General features: G+C 72.9%; 15 protein-coding genes. 8 read left to right on the top strand and 7 right to left on the bottom strand.

The features are described 5' to 3' along the window. Nucleotides 1–137 precede the first annotated feature (137 nt). Entirely contained in the window at nt 138–4,013 is a 3,876-nt protein-coding gene (locus tag IF23_RS0113180; RefSeq protein WP_030283173.1) for an ABC transporter ATP-binding protein, read from the top strand. 118 nt (nt 4,014–4,131) lie between these two features. Further along, complete coding sequence (locus IF23_RS0113175) at nt 4,132–5,544, top strand: S28 family serine protease (protein WP_030283171.1); 1,413 nt, start codon at nt 4,132–4,134, stop codon at nt 5,542–5,544. 84 nt (nt 5,545–5,628) lie between these two features. On the opposite strand, the gene IF23_RS0113170 is transcribed toward IF23_RS0113175, so the two are convergent. Beyond that, nucleotides 5,629–7,446 carry a glycoside hydrolase family 3 protein gene (locus IF23_RS0113170; protein ID WP_030283170.1) on the bottom strand — a complete coding sequence of 606 codons (1,818 nt, stop codon included), beginning with the start codon at nt 7,444–7,446 and terminating at the stop codon, nt 5,629–5,631. A gap of 228 nt (nt 7,447–7,674) precedes the next feature. Between IF23_RS0113170 and recD2 the strand changes: the two genes are divergently transcribed. Together recD2 and IF23_RS0113160 are read left to right on the top strand one after the other, a co-directional pair. Continuing rightward, a complete protein-coding gene (gene recD2 / locus IF23_RS0113165) occupies nt 7,675–9,912 on the top strand; it encodes an SF1B family DNA helicase RecD2 (RefSeq protein ID WP_030283169.1) in 2,238 nt (745 codons plus the stop codon). 157 nt (nt 9,913–10,069) lie between these two features. Then, nucleotides 10,070–11,359: a citrate synthase gene (locus tag IF23_RS0113160; protein ID WP_030283168.1), complete on the top strand. Its 1,290-nt coding sequence runs from the start codon at nt 10,070–10,072 to the stop codon at nt 11,357–11,359. Between the two features lie 575 nt (nt 11,360–11,934). Here the strand turns inward: IF23_RS0113160 and IF23_RS0113155 are convergent. Further along, nucleotides 11,935–12,228, bottom strand: coding sequence for a heavy-metal-associated domain-containing protein (locus IF23_RS0113155; RefSeq protein ID WP_030283167.1), 294 nt, complete (start codon nt 12,226–12,228; stop codon nt 11,935–11,937). Between the two features lie 268 nt (nt 12,229–12,496). Here IF23_RS0113155 and IF23_RS0113150 point away from each other — a divergent pair, with 268 nt between their 5' ends. Continuing rightward, the gene (locus IF23_RS0113150) at nt 12,497–13,219 is read left to right on the top strand and encodes a DedA family protein (RefSeq protein WP_078653949.1); all 723 of its coding nucleotides are present in this window, start codon (nt 12,497–12,499) and stop codon (nt 13,217–13,219) included. A gap of 93 nt (nt 13,220–13,312) precedes the next feature. On the opposite strand, the gene IF23_RS0113145 is transcribed toward IF23_RS0113150, so the two are convergent. The 5 genes from IF23_RS0113145 to IF23_RS0113125 all read right to left on the bottom strand — a co-directional run bounded on the left by IF23_RS0113145 (nt 13,313) and on the right by IF23_RS0113125 (nt 17,546). Next, a complete protein-coding gene (locus IF23_RS0113145; RefSeq protein ID WP_030283160.1) occupies nt 13,313–14,236 on the bottom strand; it encodes a 2-dehydropantoate 2-reductase in 924 nt (307 codons plus the stop codon). Nucleotides 14,237–14,362: 126 nt separating this feature from the next. Continuing rightward, complete coding sequence (locus IF23_RS0113140) at nt 14,363–14,557, bottom strand: helix-turn-helix transcriptional regulator (RefSeq protein WP_030283159.1); 195 nt, start codon at nt 14,555–14,557, stop codon at nt 14,363–14,365. Nucleotides 14,558–14,908: 351 nt separating this feature from the next. Then, nucleotides 14,909–15,271, bottom strand: a complete 363-nt coding sequence (locus tag IF23_RS0113135; RefSeq protein WP_030283157.1) for a peptidoglycan-binding domain-containing protein — start codon at nt 15,269–15,271, stop codon at nt 14,909–14,911. Between the two features lie 304 nt (nt 15,272–15,575). Further along, nucleotides 15,576–16,589 (bottom strand): Gfo/Idh/MocA family protein, encoded by a 1,014-nt coding sequence (locus IF23_RS0113130; RefSeq protein WP_030283155.1) that lies wholly within the window; start codon nt 16,587–16,589, stop codon nt 15,576–15,578. Nucleotides 16,590–16,625: 36 nt separating this feature from the next. Continuing rightward, nucleotides 16,626–17,546 carry a sugar phosphate isomerase/epimerase family protein gene (locus tag IF23_RS0113125; protein WP_030283153.1) on the bottom strand — a complete coding sequence of 307 codons (921 nt, stop codon included), beginning with the start codon at nt 17,544–17,546 and terminating at the stop codon, nt 16,626–16,628. A 359-nt stretch (nt 17,547–17,905) separates the two neighbouring features. On the opposite strand from IF23_RS0113125, the gene iolC reads away from it, so the two are divergent. The 3 genes from iolC to iolD all read left to right on the top strand — a co-directional run bounded on the left by iolC (nt 17,906) and on the right by iolD (nt 21,862). Further along, entirely contained in the window at nt 17,906–18,898 is a 993-nt protein-coding gene (gene iolC / locus IF23_RS0113120; protein WP_030283151.1) for a 5-dehydro-2-deoxygluconokinase, read from the top strand. A 157-nt stretch (nt 18,899–19,055) separates the two neighbouring features. Beyond that, on the top strand, nt 19,056–19,991 hold the full coding sequence (gene iolB, locus IF23_RS0113115) for a 5-deoxy-glucuronate isomerase (RefSeq protein ID WP_051739547.1): 936 nt from the start codon (nt 19,056–19,058) through the stop codon (nt 19,989–19,991). Continuing rightward, complete coding sequence (iolD, locus tag IF23_RS0113110; RefSeq protein WP_030283148.1) at nt 19,988–21,862, top strand: 3D-(3,5/4)-trihydroxycyclohexane-1,2-dione acylhydrolase (decyclizing); 1,875 nt, start codon at nt 19,988–19,990, stop codon at nt 21,860–21,862. The genes iolB and iolD overlap by 4 nt, the downstream gene beginning before the upstream one ends. The last annotated feature ends 39 nt before the right edge of the window (nt 21,863–21,901 follow it).

The following is a 21,901-nucleotide window of genomic DNA, read 5'->3' as shown; positions in this document are numbered from 1 at the left end:
CCTGACGACCCCGACCCCCGTCTCCGGGAAAACCCGGATTCCCGGCCGATCGCCCGCGCGGAGTGTGACGGCGGGATGAAATCCGACGGTGGCGATGTTGGCAATTTCCGTCAAGGACGAGGCGCGGGAGGCACCGGGTGGCGGGGACGGACACGGCAGGACAGAGCTGGACGCGGAGGCTGGTCCGCGACTGCTGGCAGTACCGGACGGATGTACTGCTCTCACTCGGCTCCTCGCTGGGCGGTATGGCGGTCATGGCGCTGGTCCCGCTCATCCCGAAGCTGATCATCGACGACGTGATCGTCCACCAAGACCGCTCGCTCGCCCCCTGGGCCACCCTCATGGTCGTCGCCGCGGTCGTCGTCTACGCCCTCACCTACGTCCGCCGCTACTACGGCGGACGGCTCGCCCTCGACGTCCAGCACAATCTCCGCACCCGCATGTACGGCTCGATCGCCCGGCTCGACGGCCGCCGTCAGGACGAGCTGAGCACCGGACAGGTCGTCGGCCGCGCCACCAGCGACCTCCAGCTCATCCAGAGCCTCCTCTTCATGACCCCCATGATGATCGGGAACGTCCTGCTCTTCCTGGTCTCGCTGGTCGTGATGCTGGTGCTCTCCCCGCTGCTCACGGTCATCGCGCTGGCCGTCGCCCCCGCCCTGTGGTTCGTCGCCAAACGCAGCCGCGCCCGCCTCTACCCCGCCACCTGGTACGCCCAGAGCCAGGCCGCCGCGGTCGCGGGCGTCGTGGACGGCGCCGTCTCCGGCGTCCGGGTCGTCAAGGGCTTCGGGCAGGAGCAGCAGGAGACCGGCAAGCTGCGGGCCGTCGGCCACAAGCTGTTCGCCGGACGGCTGCGCACGGTGCGCCTCAACGCCGTCTACAACCCCGCCCTCCAGGCCGTCCCGGCCCTCGGCCAGGTCGCGATGCTCGCCCTCGGCGGCTGGATGGCCACCCGCGGCGAGGTCACCCTCGGCACCTTCGTCGCCTTCTCCACCTACCTCGCCCAGCTCGTCGGCCCGGTCCGGATGCTGGCCGTGGTGCTCACCGTCGGCCAGCAGGCACGGGCCGGCGTCGAGCGGGTCTACGAACTCATCGACACCGACCCGGTCGTCGAGGAGCGCCCCGACGCCCACGAACTCCCCGCCGACGCCCCCGCCACCGTCGAGTTCGACGCCGTCACCTTCGGCTACGGCGAGGCCGCCGCCGGACGGGACACCGAGCCCGCCGGGAGCGCGGCCACCGGCGCCCCCGCGTTCCGCCCCGTGCTGGACGGCTTCTCGCTGCGCATCGCCCCGGGCGAGACCGTCGCCGTCGTCGGCCGGTCCGGCAGCGGCAAGTCCACCGTCTCGCTGCTGCTGCCCCGCTTCTACGACGCCACCGCGGGCCGCGTCCTGATCGGCGGCCACGACGTCCGCGACCTCACCCTGGAGTCGCTGCGCTCCGCCATCGGCCTGGTGCCCGAGAGCAGCTTCCTCTTCTCCGACTCGGTGCGCGACAACATCGCGTACGGCCACCCGGAGGCCACCGACGAGCAGATCCGCACGGCCGCCCGCATCGCGCAGGCCGACGGCTTCATCGGCGAGCTGCCCGCGGGGTACGACACCGAGGTCGGTGAGCAGGGGCTGACGCTCTCCGGAGGGCAGCGGCAGCGGATAGCCCTGGCCCGCGCCATCCTCACCGACCCCCGGCTGCTGGTGCTGGACGATGCGACGTCCGCCGTCGACGCCCGGGTCGAGCACGAGATCCACGAGGCGCTGCGCGGGGTGATGGCCGGGCGCACGACGCTGCTCATCGCCCACCGCGCCTCCACCCTGGCCCTCGCCGACCGCATCGCCGTGCTCGACGGCGGCCGCCTCGTCGACATCGGCACCCAGGACGAACTCACCGCCCGCTGTCCCCTCTACCGCAGCCTGCTGACCGACCCGGACGAGTTGGGCGGCGTCCCGCACGACCCGGCCGGTGAGGTGGCGGGCGCCTTCGACGGCGAATCCGCCGCGACCGGCCTGCTCGACCCGCTCCCCGCGGCCCACCCCGACGGCGCCCACCCGAACGGCGCACGGCCCGGCGGCACGGACCCCGCCGCCCCGGACGGCGCGCCCGGCCCGCACGGCACCACCCCCGAGCTGTGGGTCCGCCGCGACACCGACGGCGCCCCGGAAGGACCGACCGGACCGGCCGCCACCCCCGAACTCCTCGCCCAGGTCGCCGCGCTCCCGCCCGCCACCGACACCCCGGACATCGACGAGGAGCGGGCCGCCGCGGCCGAGGGCTCGTACGGTCTGCGGCAGTTGCTGCGCGGCTTCCGCGGGCCGCTGCTGATCGCCCTCGGGCTGGTGGCCGTGGACGCCCTCGGCGGTCTCCTCGTCCCGATCCTCATCCGGCAGGGCATCGACGAAGGCGTCCGCCGCGGGGTGCTCGCCGGGGTGTGGACGGCCGCGCTCCTCGCCCTGGTGACGGTGCTCGTCCAGTGGGTCGCGCAGATCGGCGGCAACAGGATGACCGGCCGCACCGGCGAGCGGGTCCTGTACTCCCTCCGCGTCAAGATCTTCGCCCAGCTCCAGCGCCTCGGCCTCGACTACTACGAGCGCGAACTCACCGGCAAGATCATGACGCGGATGACCACGGACGTCGACGCGCTGTCAACGTTCCTGCAGACCGGCCTGGTCACCGCCGTCGTCTCGGTGCTGACCTTCGGCGGCATCCTCGTCGCCCTGCTCGTCATCGACGTCCAGCTGGCCCTGGTCGTCTTCGCCACCCTCCCGCCGCTGATCCTCGGCACGTACTTCTTCCGCAAGCAGAGCGTCAAGGCGTACGAGCTGGCCCGGGAGCGGATCAGCGTCGTCAACGGCGACCTCCAGGAGAGCGTCGCCGGACTGCGGATAGTCCAGGCGTTCCGGCGCGAGGGCATGGGCGCCGCGCGGTTCGCCGACCGCAGCCACGCCTACCGCCAGGCCCGGGTCCGCGGCCAGTTCCTGATATCCGTGTACTTCCCGTTCGTCCAGCTGCTGTCGTCGGTCGCCGCCGCCCTGGTGCTGATCGTCGGCGCCGGACGGGTCGGCGCGGGCACCCTGACGGCCGGTGCGCTCGTCGCCTACCTCCTCTACATCGACCTGTTCTTCGCCCCCGTCCAGCAGCTCTCCCAGGTCTTCGACGGCTACCAGCAGGCGTCCGTCTCGCTCGGCCGCATCCAGGAGCTGCTGCGCGAGCCGACCACCACCCCCGCCGCCGCGGACCCCCGCCCGGTGCCGCAGCTGCGCGGCGAGATCACCTTCGAGGGGGTGGACTTCCACTACGGCGCGGAGTCCGACGGCGCCGAACAGGCCCTGTCCGGCATCGATCTGACGATCCCCGCCGGGCAGACCGTCGCGTTCGTCGGCGAGACCGGCGCCGGGAAGTCCACCCTGGTCAAGCTGGTCGCCCGGTTCTACGACCCGACCGGCGGGGCGGTCCGCGCCGACGGCACCGACCTGCGGGAGCTGGACCTCACCGGCTACCGCCACCGCCTCGGCATCGTCCCCCAGGAGTCGTACCTCTTCCCCGGTACGGTCCGTGACGCCATCGCCTACGGGCGGCCGGACGCCACCGACGCCGAGGTGGAGGCCGCGGCCCGCGCGGTCGGCGCCCACGCGATGATCGCCACCCTCGACGGCGGCTACCTCCACGCGGTCGCCGAGCGCGGACGTAACCTCTCCGCAGGTCAGCGCCAGTTGCTGGCCCTGGCCCGCGCCGAGCTGGTCGACCCCGACATCCTGCTGCTCGACGAGGCCACCGCCGCCCTCGACCTCGCCTCCGAAGCCGTCGTCAACCAGGCCACCGAACGGCTCTCCGGGCGCCGCACCACCCTCGTCGTCGCCCACCGTCTGACGACCGCGGCGCGCGCCGACCGGGTCGTGGTGATGGACCGCGGCCGGGTCGCCGAGGACGGCACCCACGCCGAACTCCTCGCCCGCGACGGCCGGTACGCCGCCCTGTGGCGCGCCTTCGCCGGAGAGGAGACGGCCGCGCGGGTCTGAGCGCGCACCGGCCGGGGCCGCCACCCCCGGCCGGTCAGGCGTTACGCATCGGTGCTGGTGGGCGGCTGTTCTCCCCGGGTAGGTTCGGCGCGAATTCCGCGACCCCTGGGGAGGGATCATGCGAAGAACGTTCAGCTGGCTGGTGCCGGTCGCCGTCCTGATCGGCACGGCGGGCGCCACCACCGCCCCGGCCACGGCGGCCACCACCGCGCCGCAGCCGCAGGACATCAAGGAGCGCCTGCTCGCGATACCCGGCATGCACCTGGTGGAGGAGAAGCCGGTCGACGGCTACCGCTACTTCGTCCTCACGTACACCCAGCCGATCGACCACCGCCACCCCGGCCGGGGCACGTTCGAGCAGCGGCTGACCGTGCTGCACAAGTCGGTCGACCGCCCGACCGTCTTCTACACCTCGGGCTACAACGTCGGCACCAGCCCGTCCCGCAGCGAGCCGACGCAGATCATCGACGGCAACCAGGTCTCCCTGGAATACCGCTACTTCACGCCCTCCCGGCCGCAGCCCGCCGACTGGAAGAAGCTGGACATTCGGCAGGGCGCCGACGACCAGCACCGCATCTACCAGGCGCTGCACCGCATCTACGGGAAGAACTGGATCGCCACCGGCGGCAGCAAGGGCGGTATGACGGCGACGTACTACCGCCGCTTCCACCCCGGCGACATGAACGGCACCGTCGCCTACGTCGCGCCCAACGACGTCGTCAACGACGAGGACTCCGCCTACGACCGGTTCTTCCGCACCGTCGGCACCGCGGAGTGCCGCACGGCGCTGCACAAGATCACCCGCGAGGCGCTCAACCGCCGCGACGAGATGGACGAGCGGTTCGCCCGGTGGGCCGAGAAGGAGAAGAAGACCTTCCGCCTCTTCGGCTCCGTCGACCGCGCCTACGAAGTGCTCGTCACGGACCTGGAATTCGGCTTCTGGCAGTACCAGCCCGCCGCCACCGCCTGCAAGGACGTGCCCTCCCCGGATGTGTCCACCGACGCGCTGTGGACGTGGCTGGATGAGGTCGGCGGCTTCGAGAGCTACACCGACCAGGGCGTGGAGTCGTACACGCCGTACTACTACCAGGCAGGTACCCAGCTCGGTGAGCCCTCGTACGGCTACCCGCACCTCAAGGGCCTGCTGAAGTACCCCGGTATCAACAACTCCCGCACCTTCGTGCCGCGGGAGATCCCCATGAAGTTCGACCGGCGCGCCATGCCGGACGTGGACCGCTGGGTGCGCCACCACGCGCAGCGGATGATGTTCGTCAACGGCCAGTGGGACCCGTGGAGTTCGGAACACTTCGAGCTGGGCCGGGGCGCCCGGGACTCCTACGTCTACACCGTGCCCGGCGGCAACCACGGCTCCAACATCGCCAAGCTCAAGGACGCCGACCGCACCAAGGCCACCGCCTCCCTCCTGAAGTGGGCGGGCGTCGACGCCAACGGCAAGGCCACCGCGCAGGCTCCCTACGACCGGAAGCTGGACCGCCAGGAACTGCACCGCACCGCGCCGCTGCGCCCCTGACCTCCGGACCCCGGCCCCGTCACGGCTGACGGAACGTTACGGCGCGCCCCTCCACCCGGGAGGGGCGCGCCCCGTGCCGCCGCGTCAGTACGTCAGCCCGTGGCCGACCGGGTACAGCTCCTCGTCCGGCGCGTCGGCCCGCATCACCGGCACCGGCAGCCGCCCCCGCGGCGCCCGCCGCCCGGCGATCACCCGGGCCGCCGCCCGCACCTCGACATCGGTCCACCCGTAACTCGCCAGCGCCGCCCGCACCGCGCCGAGCTGCGCGATGTCGTACGGGTTGCGGACCGCGAGCTGCACCACCGGCTTCCCGGTGGCGAGCAGCGCCTCGACCAGCGCGCACTGCGCCGAACCGGGCGTGATGTCGTACGTCACGACGACCGCCGCGTCATGGTCGCCGAGCACCGCCACCGCGTCGTCGATCACCGTCCGGTCCGGCGTCAGGCCCGTGGACAGCGCGGTCGCGGCGAAGCCGAGCCCGGTCAGCTCCCGGGCGAGCACCCCGGTGGGCGGCCCGCCCGTCCCGGACGGCGCGGCCGTGTCCACCCCCGCGACCAGCAGCCGGTGCTCCCGGCGGCGGGAGAGCGGCAGCACCCCGCCGGTGTTGCGCAGCAGCGTCGTCGTCCGGTCGGCGAGCGCGTCCGCCGTCTCCAGATGACGGCGGATCCCCACCACCCGGTCGACCGCGGCCCGTGAGGTGTACGGATCGGTGAAGAGCCCGCGGCGCTCCTTGAGCAGCAGGATGCGCAGCAGTTTGGCGTCGATGTCGGCCTCGGACAGCTCGCCGTCCCGCAGGGCGCGGACGACGGCGGCGTGCGCGACGGCGAGGTCCGGCGGGTTGAGCAGCTGATCGACACCGGCCTTGAGCGCCAGCACCGGCACCCGGTCGTCGCCGTACTTCTCGCGGACGCCCTGCATGCCCAGCGAGTCGGTGATCACCACGCCGTCGTAGCCGAGCCGTTCGCGCAGCAGTCCGGTGAGGATCGGGCGCGAGAGGGTCGCCGGGTCCCCGCTGGGGTCGAAGGCGGGGACGACGATGTGCGCCGACATGATCACATCGATCCCGGCGGCCACCGCGGCCCGGAACGGCGGCTCGTCCAGCCGCTCCCACTCCTCGGCGGTGTGGTGGATGGTCGGCAGCCCGACGTGGCTGTCGACGTCGGTGTCGCCGTGCCCGGGGAAGTGCTTGGTGCAGGCGGCCACGCCCGCGTCCTGGTAGCCGCGCACCTGGGCGGTGACCAGCCGCGCCACGGCCCGCGGATCGGAGCCGAAGGACCGGACGCCGATGATCGGGTTGGCCGGGTTGACGTTGACGTCGGCGTCCGGGGCGAAGTCCTGCCGGAGGCCCATCGCGTACAGCTCGGCGCCGCTGATCCGGGCCGCGACCGTGGCGTCGGCGCGTGAGCCCCCGGCGCCGAGCGCCATCGCGCCGGGCAGCAGTGTGGCGGGCGCGCCGATCCGGGTGACGATGCCGTGTTCCTGGTCGGTGGAGATCAGCAGCGGGACGGGCAGCCGCTGGGCGGCGCCCGCCCGCTGGATGCCGTTGGACAGCTCCGCGATCTGGTGCGGATCGCGGGTGTTGTGCGCCCAGCTGAAGTAGATGATGCCGCCGACGTGGTACTTCGCGATGAGTTCGGCCGCGTTGGCGACGCCGATCTCCTTGCGGTTGGCGTCCACGTCGGCCTGGTCGGGGTCGGTGGCGGAGTGCCCGTAGACCCGCATGACGAAGAGCTGACCGGCCTTCTCCTCCGGTGTCATACGGGCGATGAGGCGCCGCATCCGCTCCCGCGCGGCGGCGGTGGGACGGGCGGCGGCAGGGCCCGCGGCGGTCGCGGGAACGGTGCCCGCGGCGCAGGCGGCGGCCACGGCGGCGGTGGTCAGGACGGCACGTCTGGAGTGCATGTGCGCTCCTTCCGGCGGGCTTCCCCGGCGAAATGAGGGACAGTCGGAGGATCACGGATAGCCCGAAAGCATCGCCCGGTCAATCACCGGTTGACCGGCGCCGCCCGGCGGTTGCGGCCGACGCGGACCCGTGCGCAGGGCCGGCACCGCCCTCCCGGCGGCCCGTCAGGATCCCGCCGGTGCCTCGGCCGGGCCGCGTTGTCGGACCCCGGCGGTACCGTTCGGAGCATGGGCAACACGGTCAACGCCTCGGTGGTCGAGGGGGTCCTGGAGCGGATCACCTACGCCGACGAGAAGAGCGGTTACACCGTCGCGCGCGTCGACACCGGCCGCGGCGCGGGCGATCTGCTGACGGTCGTCGGCGCCCTGCTGGGCGCGCAGCCCGGCGAGTCCCTGCGGATGGAGGGCCGCTGGGGTTCGCATCCGCAGTACGGCAAGCAGTTCACCGTCGAGAACTACACCACCGTCCTGCCCGCCACGGTCCAGGGCATCCGCCGCTATCTGGGCTCCGGCCTGATCAAGGGCGTCGGCCCGCGCATCGCCGACCGGATCACCGAGCACTTCGGCGTGGCCACGCTCGACGTCATCGAGGAGGACCCGGCGCGGCTGATCGAGGTGCCGGGGCTCGGCCCGAAGCGGATGAAGAAGATCGCCGCCGCCTGGGAGGAGCAGAAGGCGATCAAAGAAGTGATGATCTTCCTCCAGGGCGTCGGCGTCTCCACCTCCCTCGCCGTGCGCATCTACAAGAAGTACGCGGACGACGCCGTCACCATGGTCCGCGAGCGGCCCTACCGCCTGGCCGCCGACGTCTGGGGCATCGGCTTCCTCACCGCCGACCGCATCGCGCAGGCGGTCGGCATCCCGCACGACAGCCCGGAGCGGGTCCGGGCCGGGATCCAGCACGCCCTGTCGCAATCGGCCGACCAGGGGCACTGCTTCCTGCCCGAGGAACAACTCCTCGCCGACTCCGTGAAGTTGCTCCAGGTGGACACCGGCCTGGTCATCGACTGCCTGGCCGAGCTGGCGGCGGACCCGGAGGGCGTGGTGCGCGAGAAGATCCACCGGGGCGGCGGCGAGGACCCCGTCACCGCCGTCTACCTGGTGCCTTTCCACCGCGCCGAGCTGTCCCTCACCGGGCGGCTGACCCGGCTCCTGCGCACCCCCGAGGACCGGCTCGCCGTCTTCGGCGACGTCGACTGGGAGCGGGCGCTGGCCTGGCTGGCGCGGCGTACGGGCGTCGAGCTGGCACCGGAGCAGCGGGACGCGGTGCGCCTCGCGCTGACCCGCAAGGTGGCGGTGCTCACCGGCGGCCCGGGGTGCGGCAAGTCCTTCACGGTCCGCTCGGTGGTCGAGCTGGCCCGCGCCAAGAAGGCCCGGGTGGTGCTGGCCGCGCCGACGGGCCGGGCCGCCAAGCGGCTGGCGGAGCTGACGGGCGCGGAGGCGTCGACCGTCCACCGGCTGCTGGAGCTGAAGCCCGGCGGGGACGCCGCCTACGACGCCGACCGGCCGCTGGAGGCCGATCTGGTGGTGGTCGACGAGGCGTCCATGCTCGATCTGCTGCTCGCCAACAAGCTGGTCAAGGCGGTCCCGCCGGGCGCCCATCTGCTGCTGGTGGGCGATGTCGACCAGCTGCCGTCGGTCGGCGCGGGGGAGGTGCTGCGGGATCTCCTGGCCGACGGCGGCCCGGTCCCGTGCGTCCGGCTGACCAGGATCTTCCGCCAGGCCCAGCAGTCCGGCGTGGTGACCAACGCGCACCGCGTCAACGCCGGGAAGCCGCCGCTGACCCAGGGCCTGCCGGACTTCTTCCTCTTCTCCGAGGAGGACACCGAGGAGGCCGGTCGGCTGACCGTCGACGTGGCGGCCCGCCGCATCCCCGCGACGTTCGGGCTGGACGCCCGGCGGGACGTCCAGGTGCTCGCCCCGATGCACCGCGGTCCGGCCGGGGCGGGCGCGCTCAACGCCCTGCTCCAGCAGGCGGTCACCCCGGCGCGCCCGGACGTGCCGGAGCGCCGCTTCGGCGGCCGGGTCTTCCGGGTGGGCGACAAGGTCACCCAGATCCGTAACAACTACGAGAAGGGCCGCAACGGCGTCTTCAACGGCACGGTCGGCGTGGTCACGGATATGAACGCCGAGGAGCAGCGGCTCCTGGTGCGCACGGACGAGGACGAGGAGGTTCCGTACGACTTCGACGAGCTGGACGAGCTGGCGCACGCCTATGCGGTGACGATCCACCGCTCCCAGGGGAGCGAGTACCCGGCGGTGGTGATTCCGGTCACCACGGGCGCCTGGATGATGTTGCAGCGGAATCTGCTCTATACGGCGATAACCCGGGCAAAACGATTGGTGGTGCTGGTGGGGTCCCGGAGGGCTCTGGGGCAGGCCGTACGCACGGTGTCCGCCGGTCGGCGGTATACGGCGCTCGATCGCCGACTCGCCGGAGTGGTGGGCGTCGCTCAACTTCCCTAATCGGGTCGAAGGGGCGCAGGATGGTCAGGTAAACGGCACTCAGTGCCGCCCGAAGGCCGAATTGCCGACCCCGAGTGCACATCCCACGTCCAAATGGGGGAAGGTAGAGGCAGTCAGGGCACCTCGAAGAAGAGGCACAACGTCGGTGAGGGATGACGTGAGCGACAACTCTGTAGTACTGCGTTACGGGGACGGCGAATACAGCTACCCGGTCGTCGGCAGCAGCGTCGGCGATAAGGGCTTCGACATCTCGAAGCTGCGCGCCCAGACCGGTCTGGTGACCCTGGACTCCGGTTACGGCAACACCGCCGCGTATAAATCCGCGATCACCTATCTGGACGGTGAGCAGGGGATTCTGCGCTACCGCGGCTACCCGATCGAGCAGCTCGCGGAGCGCAGCACGTTCGTCGAGACCGCGTACCTGCTGATCAACGGTGAGCTGCCGACCGTCGATCAGCTGTCCAACTTCAAGCAGGACATCACGTACCACACCCTGCTGCACGAGGACGTCAAGCGCTTCTACGACGGCTTCCCCCGGGATGCCCACCCGATGGCGATGCTGTCGTCGGTCGTCAGCGCCCTGTCGACCTTCTACCAGGACAGCCACAACCCGTTCGACGAGCAGCAGCGGCACATCTCCACGATCCGCCTGCTGGCCAAGCTGCCGACGATCGCGGCGTACGCGTACAAGAAGTCGGTCGGCCACCCGGTCGTCTACCCGCGTAACGACCTCGGCTACGTCGAGAACTTCCTGCGCATGACGTTCTCGGTGCCTGCCGCCGAGTACGACCTGGACCCGGTCGTGGTCAGCGCCCTCGACAAGCTGCTGATCCTGCACGCGGACCACGAGCAGAACTGCTCGACCTCCACCGTGCGTCTGGTCGGCTCCTCGCAGGCGAACCTCTTCGCCTCGATCTCCGCCGGTATCAACGCGCTCTGGGGCCCCCTGCACGGCGGTGCCAACCAGTCGGTGCTGGAGATGCTGGAAGGCATCCAGCGCGACGGCGGCGACGTCGACTCCTTCATCCGCAAGGTGAAGAACAAGGAAGACGGCGTGAAGCTCATGGGCTTCGGGCACCGCGTCTACAAGAACTTCGACCCCCGGGCGAAGATCATCAAGGCGGCGGCGCACGACGTCCTCTCGGCGCTCGGCAAGTCTGACGAGCTGCTGGACATCGCCCTGAAGCTGGAGGAGCACGCGCTCTCCGACGACTACTTCGTCGAGCGCAAGCTCTACCCGAACGTCGACTTCTACACCGGTCTGATCTACCGGGCCATGGGCTTCCCGACCGAGATGTTCACGGTCCTCTTCGCCCTCGGTCGCCTCCCGGGCTGGATCGCCCAGTGGCACGAGATGATCAAGGAGCCCGGTTCCCGGATCGGCCGCCCGCGGCAGATCTACACCGGCATCGTCGAGCGCGACTTCGTGCCCGTCGAGCAGCGCTGATCCGTCCGGGCGTCCGCGCCCGGTACGGAGACGGCCCCCGCCCGTCCCGGGTGGGGGCCCGTCCGCTTTCCGTGCGGGGAAGGCGGACGGAGCAAAAAACGGGAAACGAAAAGCGCCCCGCCTCCAGATCCCCCCACGGGTCCAGAGCGCGGGGCGCTTCCCTTGTCCCGGGTCGGATTCCCCCCACGGGATCCGTCCGGGCGTTCAGGGTGCACCGCGATCTGCCGGGACGCGCACGTTCGGGAGGGCCGCTCAAAGCTCCCCGGGCACGTCGCCCCGGCCACGCGTAGCCGGTCCGATCCCCCAAGACCGGCACGGCTGTTGCCGAACAGGCCCCGCCGGGGTGCCTGCTCACCTGGTTAGACTCTCGACCCCCCACGATGGTTACGTTCGGAACTCTGTGATCTGAGTCTCTTGCCATATGAGGGCGAATACGGTCAAGGGCCGCGATCTGAATTTCGCGGCCCTGACGTATGGGTGTTGTGCCCATTGTGGGAATTTTGTGAACGTGTGGGCTGTGTGGGCCATGGAGCGGCCCCTGTGACGAAAAGCCCTCCGGCTCACGCGGGGAAGGCTCAGGCCCGGCCCACCAGCTCGTAGCCGGCCTCGTCCACCGCCTCGCGCACCGCGGTCTCGTCGAGGGCGCTCTGCGAGACGACGGTCACCAGACCCGTCGCGGCCTCCGCGCGCACCGACACGACGCCGTCCAGTTCCGAGATCTCGGAGTTGACCGCACCTTCGCAGTGCCCGCAGGTCATCCCGGTCACCTTGTAGGTCGTGGTGATCTCGCCCGCCTGCGCCGCGCCTTCGCCGGAGTGGCAGGAGCCTTCGGGCGTGCAGCAGGAGCCGTTCGTCGATGCGGCGGTCATGGGAATCTCCTCGTGGTGCCGATGGTCCGTGGATGTCGTGGTGTCGTACGGGTGCCGGGCCCGCCGGGGCGTGCGCCACCGGGGGCGGCGGGGCGACCGGAGTCGCCACCGTCCGACGAGCGCAACTGTATACCCCTAGGGGGTATCAATCCAGCGGCGGCGCGCCCCTTCTCCCGGCACGCGTTGCCACCCCGCGCGCCGCGCGTCAGCCTGGGAGGTACCGGTGCGGGCCCGCTCCGCGCCGGGGCGATCGGAGGAGGCGCGCCGGATGGACGTGCTGGCCCTCTACGGGCTCCTGGTGCTCACCACCCTGCCACCGCTGGTGCCCAACTCCGCGCTGCTGGTTTCCGCCGGGGTCCTCGCCGCGCACGGCGACCTCTTCCTCCCCTTCGTCCTGATCGTCGTCGCCGGTAGCGCCACCCTCGGTGACCTGCTGATGTATCTCCTCGCCCGCCGCTTCGGCGGTCCGGCGCGCGGGTGGATGCGGCGGAGCGTCCGCCGCCGCGTCCTCCTGGAGTGGACGTCCCGGCGCATCGAGTGCTACGGCCTGCCCTTCGTCCTCGGTGTGCGCTTCCTGCCCAGCGGCCGGATCGTCGGCGCCCTCGCCTCGGGTGTCCTGCGCTATCCGCTGCGCCGCTATCTGCTCGGCACCGCGATCGCCGAAACGGTGTGGGCGACCTACTCGATCGGCCTCGGCTACCTCGGCAGCGCCGCCGTCGGCAACCGCCTCTACGCCGCCGCCATCGGCATCGGCATCTCGTGCGCCGTCGCCACGCTGGGCGCCCTCGTCCCCTGGCTGGCCCGCCGCCGCGCCGTCCGGGCGCGGCGGGCCCCGGTACGCCGGGTGGCGCCCGCCGGGGTAGTGGTCCGGAGCGGCAGCTCCGGCGGGGCGGCGCGGCGGAGCGAGGGGGGTGCCGCGCAGGACGGGTGCCGCGTTCCGGGTCCGGGGCGGTGCTCCCGGTCCGCTGTCAGTGGTCGCCCTTACCTTTGAGTCATGGTTGATGAACTCTCCGTGATTATCGCGGTGTTGGGGTGGGTGGCGGCCCGGTCGTGGCGGGCTCTGCGTACTCCGTGGTGTCCCGGCTCAGGCGCCGCCCGAGGCCCGCAGGTCGCGGTCGACGGCGCGCAGCAGGGTGAGCAGCATGCGGTTCAGCGGCGTCGGGACGGCGTGGCGGTCACCCGCCGCGACCACCGCTCCGGTGAGGTATTCGTGCTCCAGCGGGCGGCCCGCCTCGCGGTCGTAGAGCATCGACGAACCGCCGCCGGGTGGCGCCGCCGCATAGATCTCCAGCGTCCCGGCGATATCGCTCTCGCCGACGTCCGCCCCCTCCGCGCGGGCCACCTGCGCCGCCTCGGTGAGCAGGGCGCGGGCGAGCGCGGCCATCTCCGCCTCCCGGAAGATGCCCATCCGTTGCCCGAGCAGCGCGGTGAGCGGGTTGGCGGCGAGGTTGAAGAACAGCTTGCGCCAGGTGGCGGTGGTGAAGTCCGGCACCTGCGTGACGTTCAGCCCGGTGCCGTCCAGCAGCGCGGCGAACGCCTCGGACGACGGGCCCTGCGGCACATGGAGTTCGCTCGCGAGGTGGTGGACGATCCGCCCCGGCGCGGTGCGCTCCGCCGAGAAGTAGCAGATCACCGGCAGCGTCGCGGTTCCCTCCGGAACATACGGGGCGACGCGTTCCGCGAGCCCGGTGCCGTTCTGGAGCACCGCGACCGTGGTGCCTGGCCCGCACAGGGCGCGCAGCCACGGTGCGGCGCCCGGGGTGTCCTGCGCCTTGGTGGTCAGCAGCACCCAGTCGACGGGTCCGACCCGCGCGGGATCGGTGACGACGGGCACCGCGGCGTGCCGGTCGACGCCGTCGAGGGTGACGGTCAGCCCGTCGACGGGCGTCCGTGCGCACAGGGTGACGTCGAGACCGGCCCAGTGCGCCAGGGCGGCGGTGTAGCCGCCGACCCCACCGGCGCCGATCACCGCCAGCCGGGCGGAGGAGGAGCGAGATGTCGTGGACATGGGGTGATCGTAGGAGGGGTCGGCCCGGCATGTCCGGTGGTGCGCGCAACCGCCCGTGCCCGGTGGTCGGGGGGATGTCGGCCCGACGCGGCGCGTGCCCCGTGCCGGGGGTGTGCGGGGCCGAGGTCACCCCCGGCGGCTGTGGCCCGGTCTGCGGGTCACCCAGTCGCGGACGGTGTCGGCGAACCAGTACGGACGGCCGCCCTCGACATGGTCCGGCTCGGGGAGGAGTCCGTGCTTGCGGTAGGAGCGCACGGTGTCCGGTCGCACCCGGATGTGCGCGGCGATGTCCTTGTAGGACCAGAGCCTCCGGTCGGTCATCGCTGCCTCGCCTCCCTGATCCGGGGCCCCGGCCGCGCGGTCTGTGGAAAGGCGCGGACGGAGCGGGTGTTCCTGTGTCCTGCGCCGGGACAACGACACCGACCGCCGTACGGACAGGGGCTGTTGATCACCTGTGACGGAAGACCCGCGTAACCGTGACGGACGTGACGCAACAGGGACGGACGTGACACGTACGGAACAGAAGGGGAGAAGAGGGGAGGAGTGCGGGATGCGCGAAGGGCGTGGCCTTGCCGGGTGGTGGTTGCACCGGACGTGAGCGGCGGGCCGCCCCGCCCGGGACGGCCCGCCGTACGGAGAGAGCGCCGCGCGCCGTCGGTGCGCGGCGGTCGGTCAGGCGTAGAGCGCCTTCCAGGTCTTCTTGCCGACCTTGCCGTCGGCGGTCAGATGCGCCGCCTTCTGGAACTTCTTGACGGCGGCGAGCGTCTGGTCGCCGAAGTAGCCGGTGAGGCTGCTCCACGGCAGGTACTTACGGTTGGCCAGCAGGCACTGGACCTGCTTGACCCGGTCGTTGCGCTGGCCGTACACGGTCAGCGCGGTGCCGCTGTAGTAGGCGCAGGCCGCCTTGGGGCTCGGTCCGGTGGTGGCCTGCGCCCCGGGTGCCGTACCGGTGAGCAGGGCGGCGGTGATCAGGCCGGTGGCGGCCGCCAGGGCGGCCGGGCGGCGGATGGTGCGGTGCAGTGAGGTGATGCGCATGATGTCCTCTTTTCCCCCGTTGGGCGCCATGCATCCGTATGGTGCGTATCCGACCACCCTCAGGGGGTACCTGCGCCGGACCGACCCGCAGCGGGATGCCGTGCATCTACGGGCACGCCACCCGAGCCCGCCGTGGTTGCCGGAGGCGCGGAGTCCGGTGTGTCAACTTTTCTACGGAGGAGGGGGGATGAGGGGGCATCGTCACGGACCGGTCGGTATGGGGCGAACGTGCCACGGACCGGGGGACGCGGCAGGGCGGCCGCCGCCCGCGTGGCGGCGCCGGACGGGCGGGGGAGGGCGCGGCTCAGCGGTACAGCGCGGGCCGTTCCGGCAGGTCGACGGGGACCCGCTCGCCGGTGCGCTGCGCCTGGACGCCCGCCCGGCAGACCACCGCGGCGGCGTAGCCGTCCCAGCAGCCGGGGCCCTCGACGGTGCCGCGCCGGGTGGCGTCCACCCACTGCTGCACCTGGCGGTCGTACGCGCCCGCGAAGCGTGCCACGAAGTCCGGCGGGATGGTGCCGCCCCAGCGGCCCGCCGCGTTGACGAAGACGCCGCGGTCGTCGCCGATCCGGGCGGTGCCCCGCTCGCAGACCGCCTCGCAGGACACCTGGTAGCCGAAGCCGCAGTTGACGAAGAGTTCGGTGTCGACGAGGTGGCCGTCCGCGGTCTCGAAGACGATCAGCTGCGGATCGTGCAGCCCCTCGGGAGCGCCGCCCGAGGGCGCCGGACGCAGCACCCGTACGGCGGTGATCTCGGTGTCCAGCAGCCAGCGCGTCACATCGATCTCGTGCACCGCGGAGTTGTGCACCGTCTGCGCGTCGGTGCAGCCGGGCGCCGAGGAGACGTTGCGGTGGGTGTGGTGCAGCATCAGCGGGCGGCCGTACGCACCGCGCGCCAACTGCGCCTTGAGGGTGCGGTAGTCGGCGTCGTAGCGGCGCATGAAGCCCAGTTGGACGAGGCGGCGGCCGAGGCGTTGCTCGGCGGCGAGCACCCGCAGCGCGGAGTCCGGGTCCGGCGTCAGCGGCTTCTCGCAGAGCACCGGCAGACCACGGTCGAACGCCGCCGCCAGCGCCGCCTCATGGGCCGCCCCCGGCGAGGCGACGAGGACCGAGTCCACCCCCGGAGCGTCCATCGCGGCCACCGGATCGGTGCAGGCCACGGCCCCGTCGATGGGGTCGGCCAGCGCCTCGGCGCGGGCCCCGTCCACATCGGCGACGGCCGCCACCCGCGCCCCGCTGATCACCTCGTCGATCCGGCGGACGTGGTCGGCGCCCATCCGCCCGGCGCCGATGACGGCCACCCCCAGCGTTCCGTGCATCTCGTCCTCCTGCTCGCGGTCGGTTCCGTCCGTCGCTCAGGCGCCGCAGGAGCGCAGAAAGCGGCGGGTGCGTCGGGCGATGGGCAGCGGCTGCTCCGGCGGACAGGGGTACATGTCCTGCTCGACGATGGCGAAGAGCGCGGTGCCCAGCTCCTGCGCCGCCTCCAGGACGGGCGGCAACGCGGGCACCCCGCGCGGCGGTTCGCACATCACGCCCTGCCGGACGGCCGGGCCGAAGGCGGTGCCCCGGGCGCGGACGTCGGCGAGCACACCGGGGTCGACCTGCTTGAGGTGGAGATAGCCGATGCGTTCGCCGTAGGTGCGGATCAGCGCGACGCTGTCGCCGCCGCAGTAGGCGTAGTGGCCGGTGTCCAGACAGAGGGAGACCAGGTCGGAGTCGGTGGCGTCGAGGAAGCGGGTGACGTGCTCCTCGGTGTCGAGATGGGTGTCGGCGTGCGGGTGCACCACCAGCGTCAGGCCGAACTCCTCCCGGACCCGCCGGGCCAGCCACTCGGTGCCCTCGGCGAGATGCCGCCACTGCGCGGCCGTCAGCTCGGGCGGCTCCAGCTGCTCGGCGGTGCGGTCGTCGCGCCAGAAGGACGGGATGGCGACGAGATGCCCGGCGCCCGTCGCCCGGGCGAGCGCGGCGACCCGGGAGACCTGCGCCCAGGTCGCGTCCCGGACCGCGGGCCCGTGGTGCAGCGAGGTGAAGACCGTTCCGGCCGAGACCCCGAGGCCGCGCCGGGCGGTCTCGTCGCGCAGCACCGCCGGGTCGGTGGGGAGATAGCCGTAGGGGCCCAGCTCGATCCAGTCGTAGCCCGCCTCGGTGACCTCGTCGAGAAAGCGCCGCCAGGGGATCTGCTGGGCGTCGTCGGGGAACCACACGCCCCAGGAGTCCGGTGCGGACCCCACCCGGATGCGGTCCAGCACGGGCGCGTCGGCACGGGCTGCGGTCATGCGACGGCTCTCCTCTCGCCGGTCGGCGGTGACCGGGGGCGCGGGAGTGGTGGGCTCAGCCTCGCGGGCACCCCGGGGGGTGTCAAGATTCCCTCCCGCCAGGAGGACCGGCCGGTACGACGCTCCGGGAGCCCGCGCGGAAGTGGCGGTTCCGGCAGGGCGCCGCCCGGGTCGCTGCCGATACGGGCGGCGTCCGCAGCCGTGCGGCCACTCGCCCGTACCGCCGCCGCCGTACAGGTCAGCGCGGTGCGCCGGGCCGTTGACACGGTCCGGCGGCCCCACTAGACCTGAGCCCGCGACGGGGCGTGGGCGCACCGCCCGGCCCCGCCGTGCCGCGCCGGGCGAAGCGAAGGGGATCCATGCCGGAACCGTTCGACCTCATCACCATGGGCCGCATCGGGGTGGACCTCTACCCCCTCCAGGCGGGCGTGCCGCTCGCCCGGGTGGAGACCTTCGGGAAGTTCCTCGGCGGCTCCGCCACCAATGTCGCGGTGGCCGCCGCGCGCCTGGGCCGCCGCACCGCCGTCATCAGCCGCACCGGACGCGACCCCTTCGGCGACTACCTCCACCAGGCGCTACGGGAGTTCGGCGTCGACGACCGCTGGGTCACCGCCGTGGACGACCTGCCCACCCCGGTCACGTTCTGCGAGATCTTCCCGCCGGACCACTTCCCGCTCTACTTCTACCGCCGCCCCACCGCCCCCGACCTCACCCTCCGCGCCGACGAACTGGACCACGACGCGCTGCGGGCCGCCCGGATCCTCTGGGTCACCGGCACCGGACTGTGCGAGGAACCCAGCCGCACCGCCACCCTCGCCGCGCTCGCCGCCCGCGGCAGGCGCGGCCCCACCGTCCTCGACCTCGACTGGCGGCCGCTGTTCTGGGGCGGTGCGGGCGGCGCCTCCGGGGACGGCGGGGCGACCGGCGCCGCCGCCATGGCCGCCGCGCGCCCGCACTACGCGGCGGCCCTCGCCCACGCCACCGTCGCCGTCGGCAACGTCGACGAGGCCGAGGTGGCCACCGGGCTGCGCTCCCCGCGGGCCTGCGCCGAGGCGCTGCTCGCCGCGGGCGTCGAACTCGCCGTCGTCAAACAGGGCCCCAAGGGCGTCCTCGCCGCCCACCGGGACGGCCGCACCGCCGAGGTCCCCGCCTTCCCCGTCGACGTCGTCAACGGGCTCGGCGCCGGGGACGCCTTCGGCGGCGCCCTCTGCCACGGCCTGCTGCACGGCTGGGAGCTGGCGCGGACGATGCGTTACGCCAACGCGGCCGGAGCCCTCGTCGCCACCCGACTCGCCTGCTCACCGGCGATGCCGACCACGGCGGAGGTCGACGCGTTCCTCGCCGGACGATGAACCGTCCGCCCGCCGCGACCGGGGCGGACGGCCGTCACCGGGACCCGGCCGCGGACGGCCGGACCGGGCCACGCGCCCGGCCGCATACGAACGGGTGGGCGCCGTCGCGGCGTCCGCGGATCCCTCACTGTCAGTGGTCGGATGGAGACTTGTGGTCATGAACCCCGTATCCGCGTCATCCCCGTCCGCACCCGGCCCCGGCCGGGCCCTCGGCCTCCACATCCCGGCAGGTCACGGCGGCGCCGGGCGGTACGCCCTGGACATCACGCCGGAGCGGGCGGGCTGGGGCCACTCCTCGCTGCGCATCCTCGACCTGCCCTCCGGCGGCCACCACACCTTCGACGCCGGGGACAGCGAGTGGATCGTGCTGCCCCTCACCGGAGGCTGCACCGTCACCACCGACGGCACCCCGTACGAACTCATCGGCCGCGACAGCGTCTTCGGCGGCCTCACCGACTTCGCCTACGTCCCGCGCGACGCACGCGCGCGGCTCACCAGCAGGGCGGGCGGCCGGTTCGCCCTCGCCGGGGCCCGCTGCACCCGCCGCCTGCCCGCCCGCCGTGGCGCCGCCGCCGACGTCCCCGTGGAGCTGCGCGGCGCCGGGGCCTGCTCCCGCCAGGTCAACAACTTCGCCGCCGCCGACACCTTCCCCTGCGACAAGCTCATCGCCGTCGAGGTCCTCACCCCCGGCGGCAACTGGTCGTCCTACCCGCCGCACAAACACGACACCGCCCACCCCGGCGAGGAATCCGAGCTGGAGGAGATCTACTACTTCGACGTCGAGCCCGCCCACGGCACCCCGGGCGTCGGCTATCAGCGCGTCACCCCCTCCGGGCCCGGCCACACCACCGACGTCCTCGCCGAGGTCCGCGCCGGCGACGCCGTCCTCATCCCCGACGGCTGGCACGGCCCGTCCATCGCCGCCCCCGGCCACACCCTCTACTACCTCAACGTCATGGCCGGCCCCGGCGCCACCCGCGAGTGGCTGATCCGCGACCACCCCGACCACGGCTGGATCCGCGACACCTGGCCCGGCCTGCCCGCCGACCCCCGCCTGCCCCGCTACACCGCGCCCCCGGGAGACACCCGATGACCACCCTCCGCCTCACCGTCGCGCAGGCCCTGGTGCGGTTCCTCGCCCGCCAGTACACCGAGCGCGACGGCCACCGCCACCGCCTGGTGAACGCCTGCTGGGGCATCTTCGGCCACGGCAACGTCGCCGGGATCGGCCAGGCGCTGCGCGAGGACCCCCAGGCGCTGCCGTTCCTCCAGGGCCGTAACGAACAGGCCATGGTCCACGCCGCGACCGCCTACGCCCGCCAGAGCGACCGGCTCCGCGCCCAGGCCGTCACCACCTCCATCGGCCCCGGCGCCACCAACCTCGTCACCGGCGCCGCCCTCGCCACCGTCAACCACCTGCCGGTCCTGCTGCTGCCCGGCGACACCTTCGCCACCCGCCGCGCCGACCCCGTCCTCCAGCAACTGGAGGTCCCGTACGCCGGTGACCTCTCCGTCAACGACGCCCTGCGCCCCGTCTCCCGCTACTTCGACCGCATCACCCGCCCCGAGGCGCTCATCCCGGCCGCCCTCCAGGCGATGCGGGTCCTCACCGACCCCGTCGACACCGGCGCCGTCACCCTCGCCCTGCCGCAGGACGTCCAGGCCGAGGCATACGAGTGGCCCGCGGAGTTCTTCACGTACCGCATCTGGCGGGTGCCCCGCCCCGGGCCCGACCCGGACGCCCTCTCGGCGGCGGCCAGGGTGCTGCGCGCCGCCCGCCGCCCGCTGATCATCGCCGGGGGCGGCGTCCACCACAGCGAGGCCGAGGGCGCGCTGCGGACGTTCGCCGACGCCACCGGCATCCCCGTCGCCGCCACCCAGGCGGGCAAGGGCGCCCTCCCCCACGACCACCCCGCCGACGTCGGCGGCATCGGCCACACCGGCACCGCCACCGCCGACGGGCTCGCCCGCGACGCCGACGTGGTCCTCGGCATCGGCACCCGCTACACCGACTTCACCACCGCCTCCGCCACCCTCTTCGCCGACCCCGCCGTCCGCTTCGTCAACCTCAACATCGCCTCCTTCGACGCCCACAAGCTGGCGGCGCTGCCCCTGGTCGCCGACGCCCGCGAAGGGCTCGTCGCGCTCACCCGCGCCCTGCACGGCCACCGCGTCGAGGCCGCGTACGAGGCCGGTTACGCCACCGCCAAGGCCGACTGGGAGCGCCGCGTCGACGCCGCGTACGCCGCCCCCGACCCGGACGCCCGGCCCACCCAGACCCAGGTGCTCGGCGCCCTCGACGCCGTCGTCGACGACACCGACATCCTCGTCAACGCCGCCGGATCCCTCCCCGGCGATCTGCACCGGCTCTGGCGCGCCCGCTCCCGCCGCCAGTACCACCTCGAATACGGCTACTCCTGCATGGGATACGAGATCCCCGCCGCCCTCGGCGTCGCCCTCGCCGCGCCCGGCCGCCCGGTGTGGGCCCTGGTCGGCGACGGCACCTATCTGATGAACCCCACCGAGATCGTCACCGCGGTCCAGGAGGGCGCCGCGTTCACGCTGGTGCTGCTCCAGAACCACGGCTTCGCCTCCATCGGCGGTCTCTCCGAGCAGACCGGCGGCGAACGCTTCGGCACCGACTACCGCTTCCGCGCCGCGGACGGCACCTACACCGGCGATCCGCTGCCCGTCGATCTCGCCGCCAACGCCGCCTCCCTCGGGATGCGGGTGCTGCGCGCGCCCACCGTCGGCGCCCTGCGCGACGCCCTCACCGAGGCGCGCGGCGCGAACCGTCCCACATGTGTCTACGTCGAGACCGAAACGGCCGACACAGTGCCGGGCGCGCCGGGCGCCCAGTCCTGGTGGGATGTACCCGTTGCCGAGACCGCGACGCGTCCGTCGGCGGTCGCCGCGCGCCTGGCCTACGACCAGCACGCCGCCGACCGCCGCCGACACCTCTGACATCGGCCCGTAGTCGTCACCACCGGAAAGGCCCCCCGC

It is taken from the genome of Streptomyces catenulae, assembly GCF_000718015.1.
GTDB classification, from domain to species: domain Bacteria; phylum Actinomycetota; class Actinomycetes; order Streptomycetales; family Streptomycetaceae; genus Streptomyces; species Streptomyces catenulae.
This window is presented reverse-complemented; position numbering and strand designations above follow the sequence as displayed.

Coding starts and splice junctions, on each gene's coding strand:
- IF23_RS0113175 (WP_030283171.1), top strand. CDS start 4,132: ATGCGAAGAACGTTCAGCTGGCTGGTGCCGGTCGCCGTCCTGATCGGC.
- IF23_RS0113170 (WP_030283170.1), bottom strand. CDS start 7,446: ATGCACTCCAGACGTGCCGTCCTGACCACCGCCGCCGTGGCCGCCGCC.
- recD2 (WP_030283169.1), top strand. CDS start 7,675: ATGGGCAACACGGTCAACGCCTCGGTGGTCGAGGGGGTCCTGGAGCGG.
- IF23_RS0113155 (WP_030283167.1), bottom strand. CDS start 12,228: ATGACCGCCGCATCGACGAACGGCTCCTGCTGCACGCCCGAAGGCTCC.
- IF23_RS0113150 (WP_078653949.1), top strand. CDS start 12,497: ATGGACGTGCTGGCCCTCTACGGGCTCCTGGTGCTCACCACCCTGCCA.
- IF23_RS0113145 (WP_030283160.1), bottom strand. CDS start 14,236: ATGTCCACGACATCTCGCTCCTCCTCCGCCCGGCTGGCGGTGATCGGC.
- IF23_RS0113140 (WP_030283159.1), bottom strand. CDS start 14,557: ATGACCGACCGGAGGCTCTGGTCCTACAAGGACATCGCCGCGCACATC.
- IF23_RS0113135 (WP_030283157.1), bottom strand. CDS start 15,271: ATGCGCATCACCTCACTGCACCGCACCATCCGCCGCCCGGCCGCCCTG.
- IF23_RS0113130 (WP_030283155.1), bottom strand. CDS start 16,589: ATGCACGGAACGCTGGGGGTGGCCGTCATCGGCGCCGGGCGGATGGGC.
- IF23_RS0113125 (WP_030283153.1), bottom strand. CDS start 17,546: ATGACCGCAGCCCGTGCCGACGCGCCCGTGCTGGACCGCATCCGGGTG.
- iolC (WP_030283151.1), top strand. CDS start 17,906: ATGCCGGAACCGTTCGACCTCATCACCATGGGCCGCATCGGGGTGGAC.
- iolB (WP_051739547.1), top strand. CDS start 19,056: ATGAACCCCGTATCCGCGTCATCCCCGTCCGCACCCGGCCCCGGCCGG.
- iolD (WP_030283148.1), top strand. CDS start 19,988: ATGACCACCCTCCGCCTCACCGTCGCGCAGGCCCTGGTGCGGTTCCTC.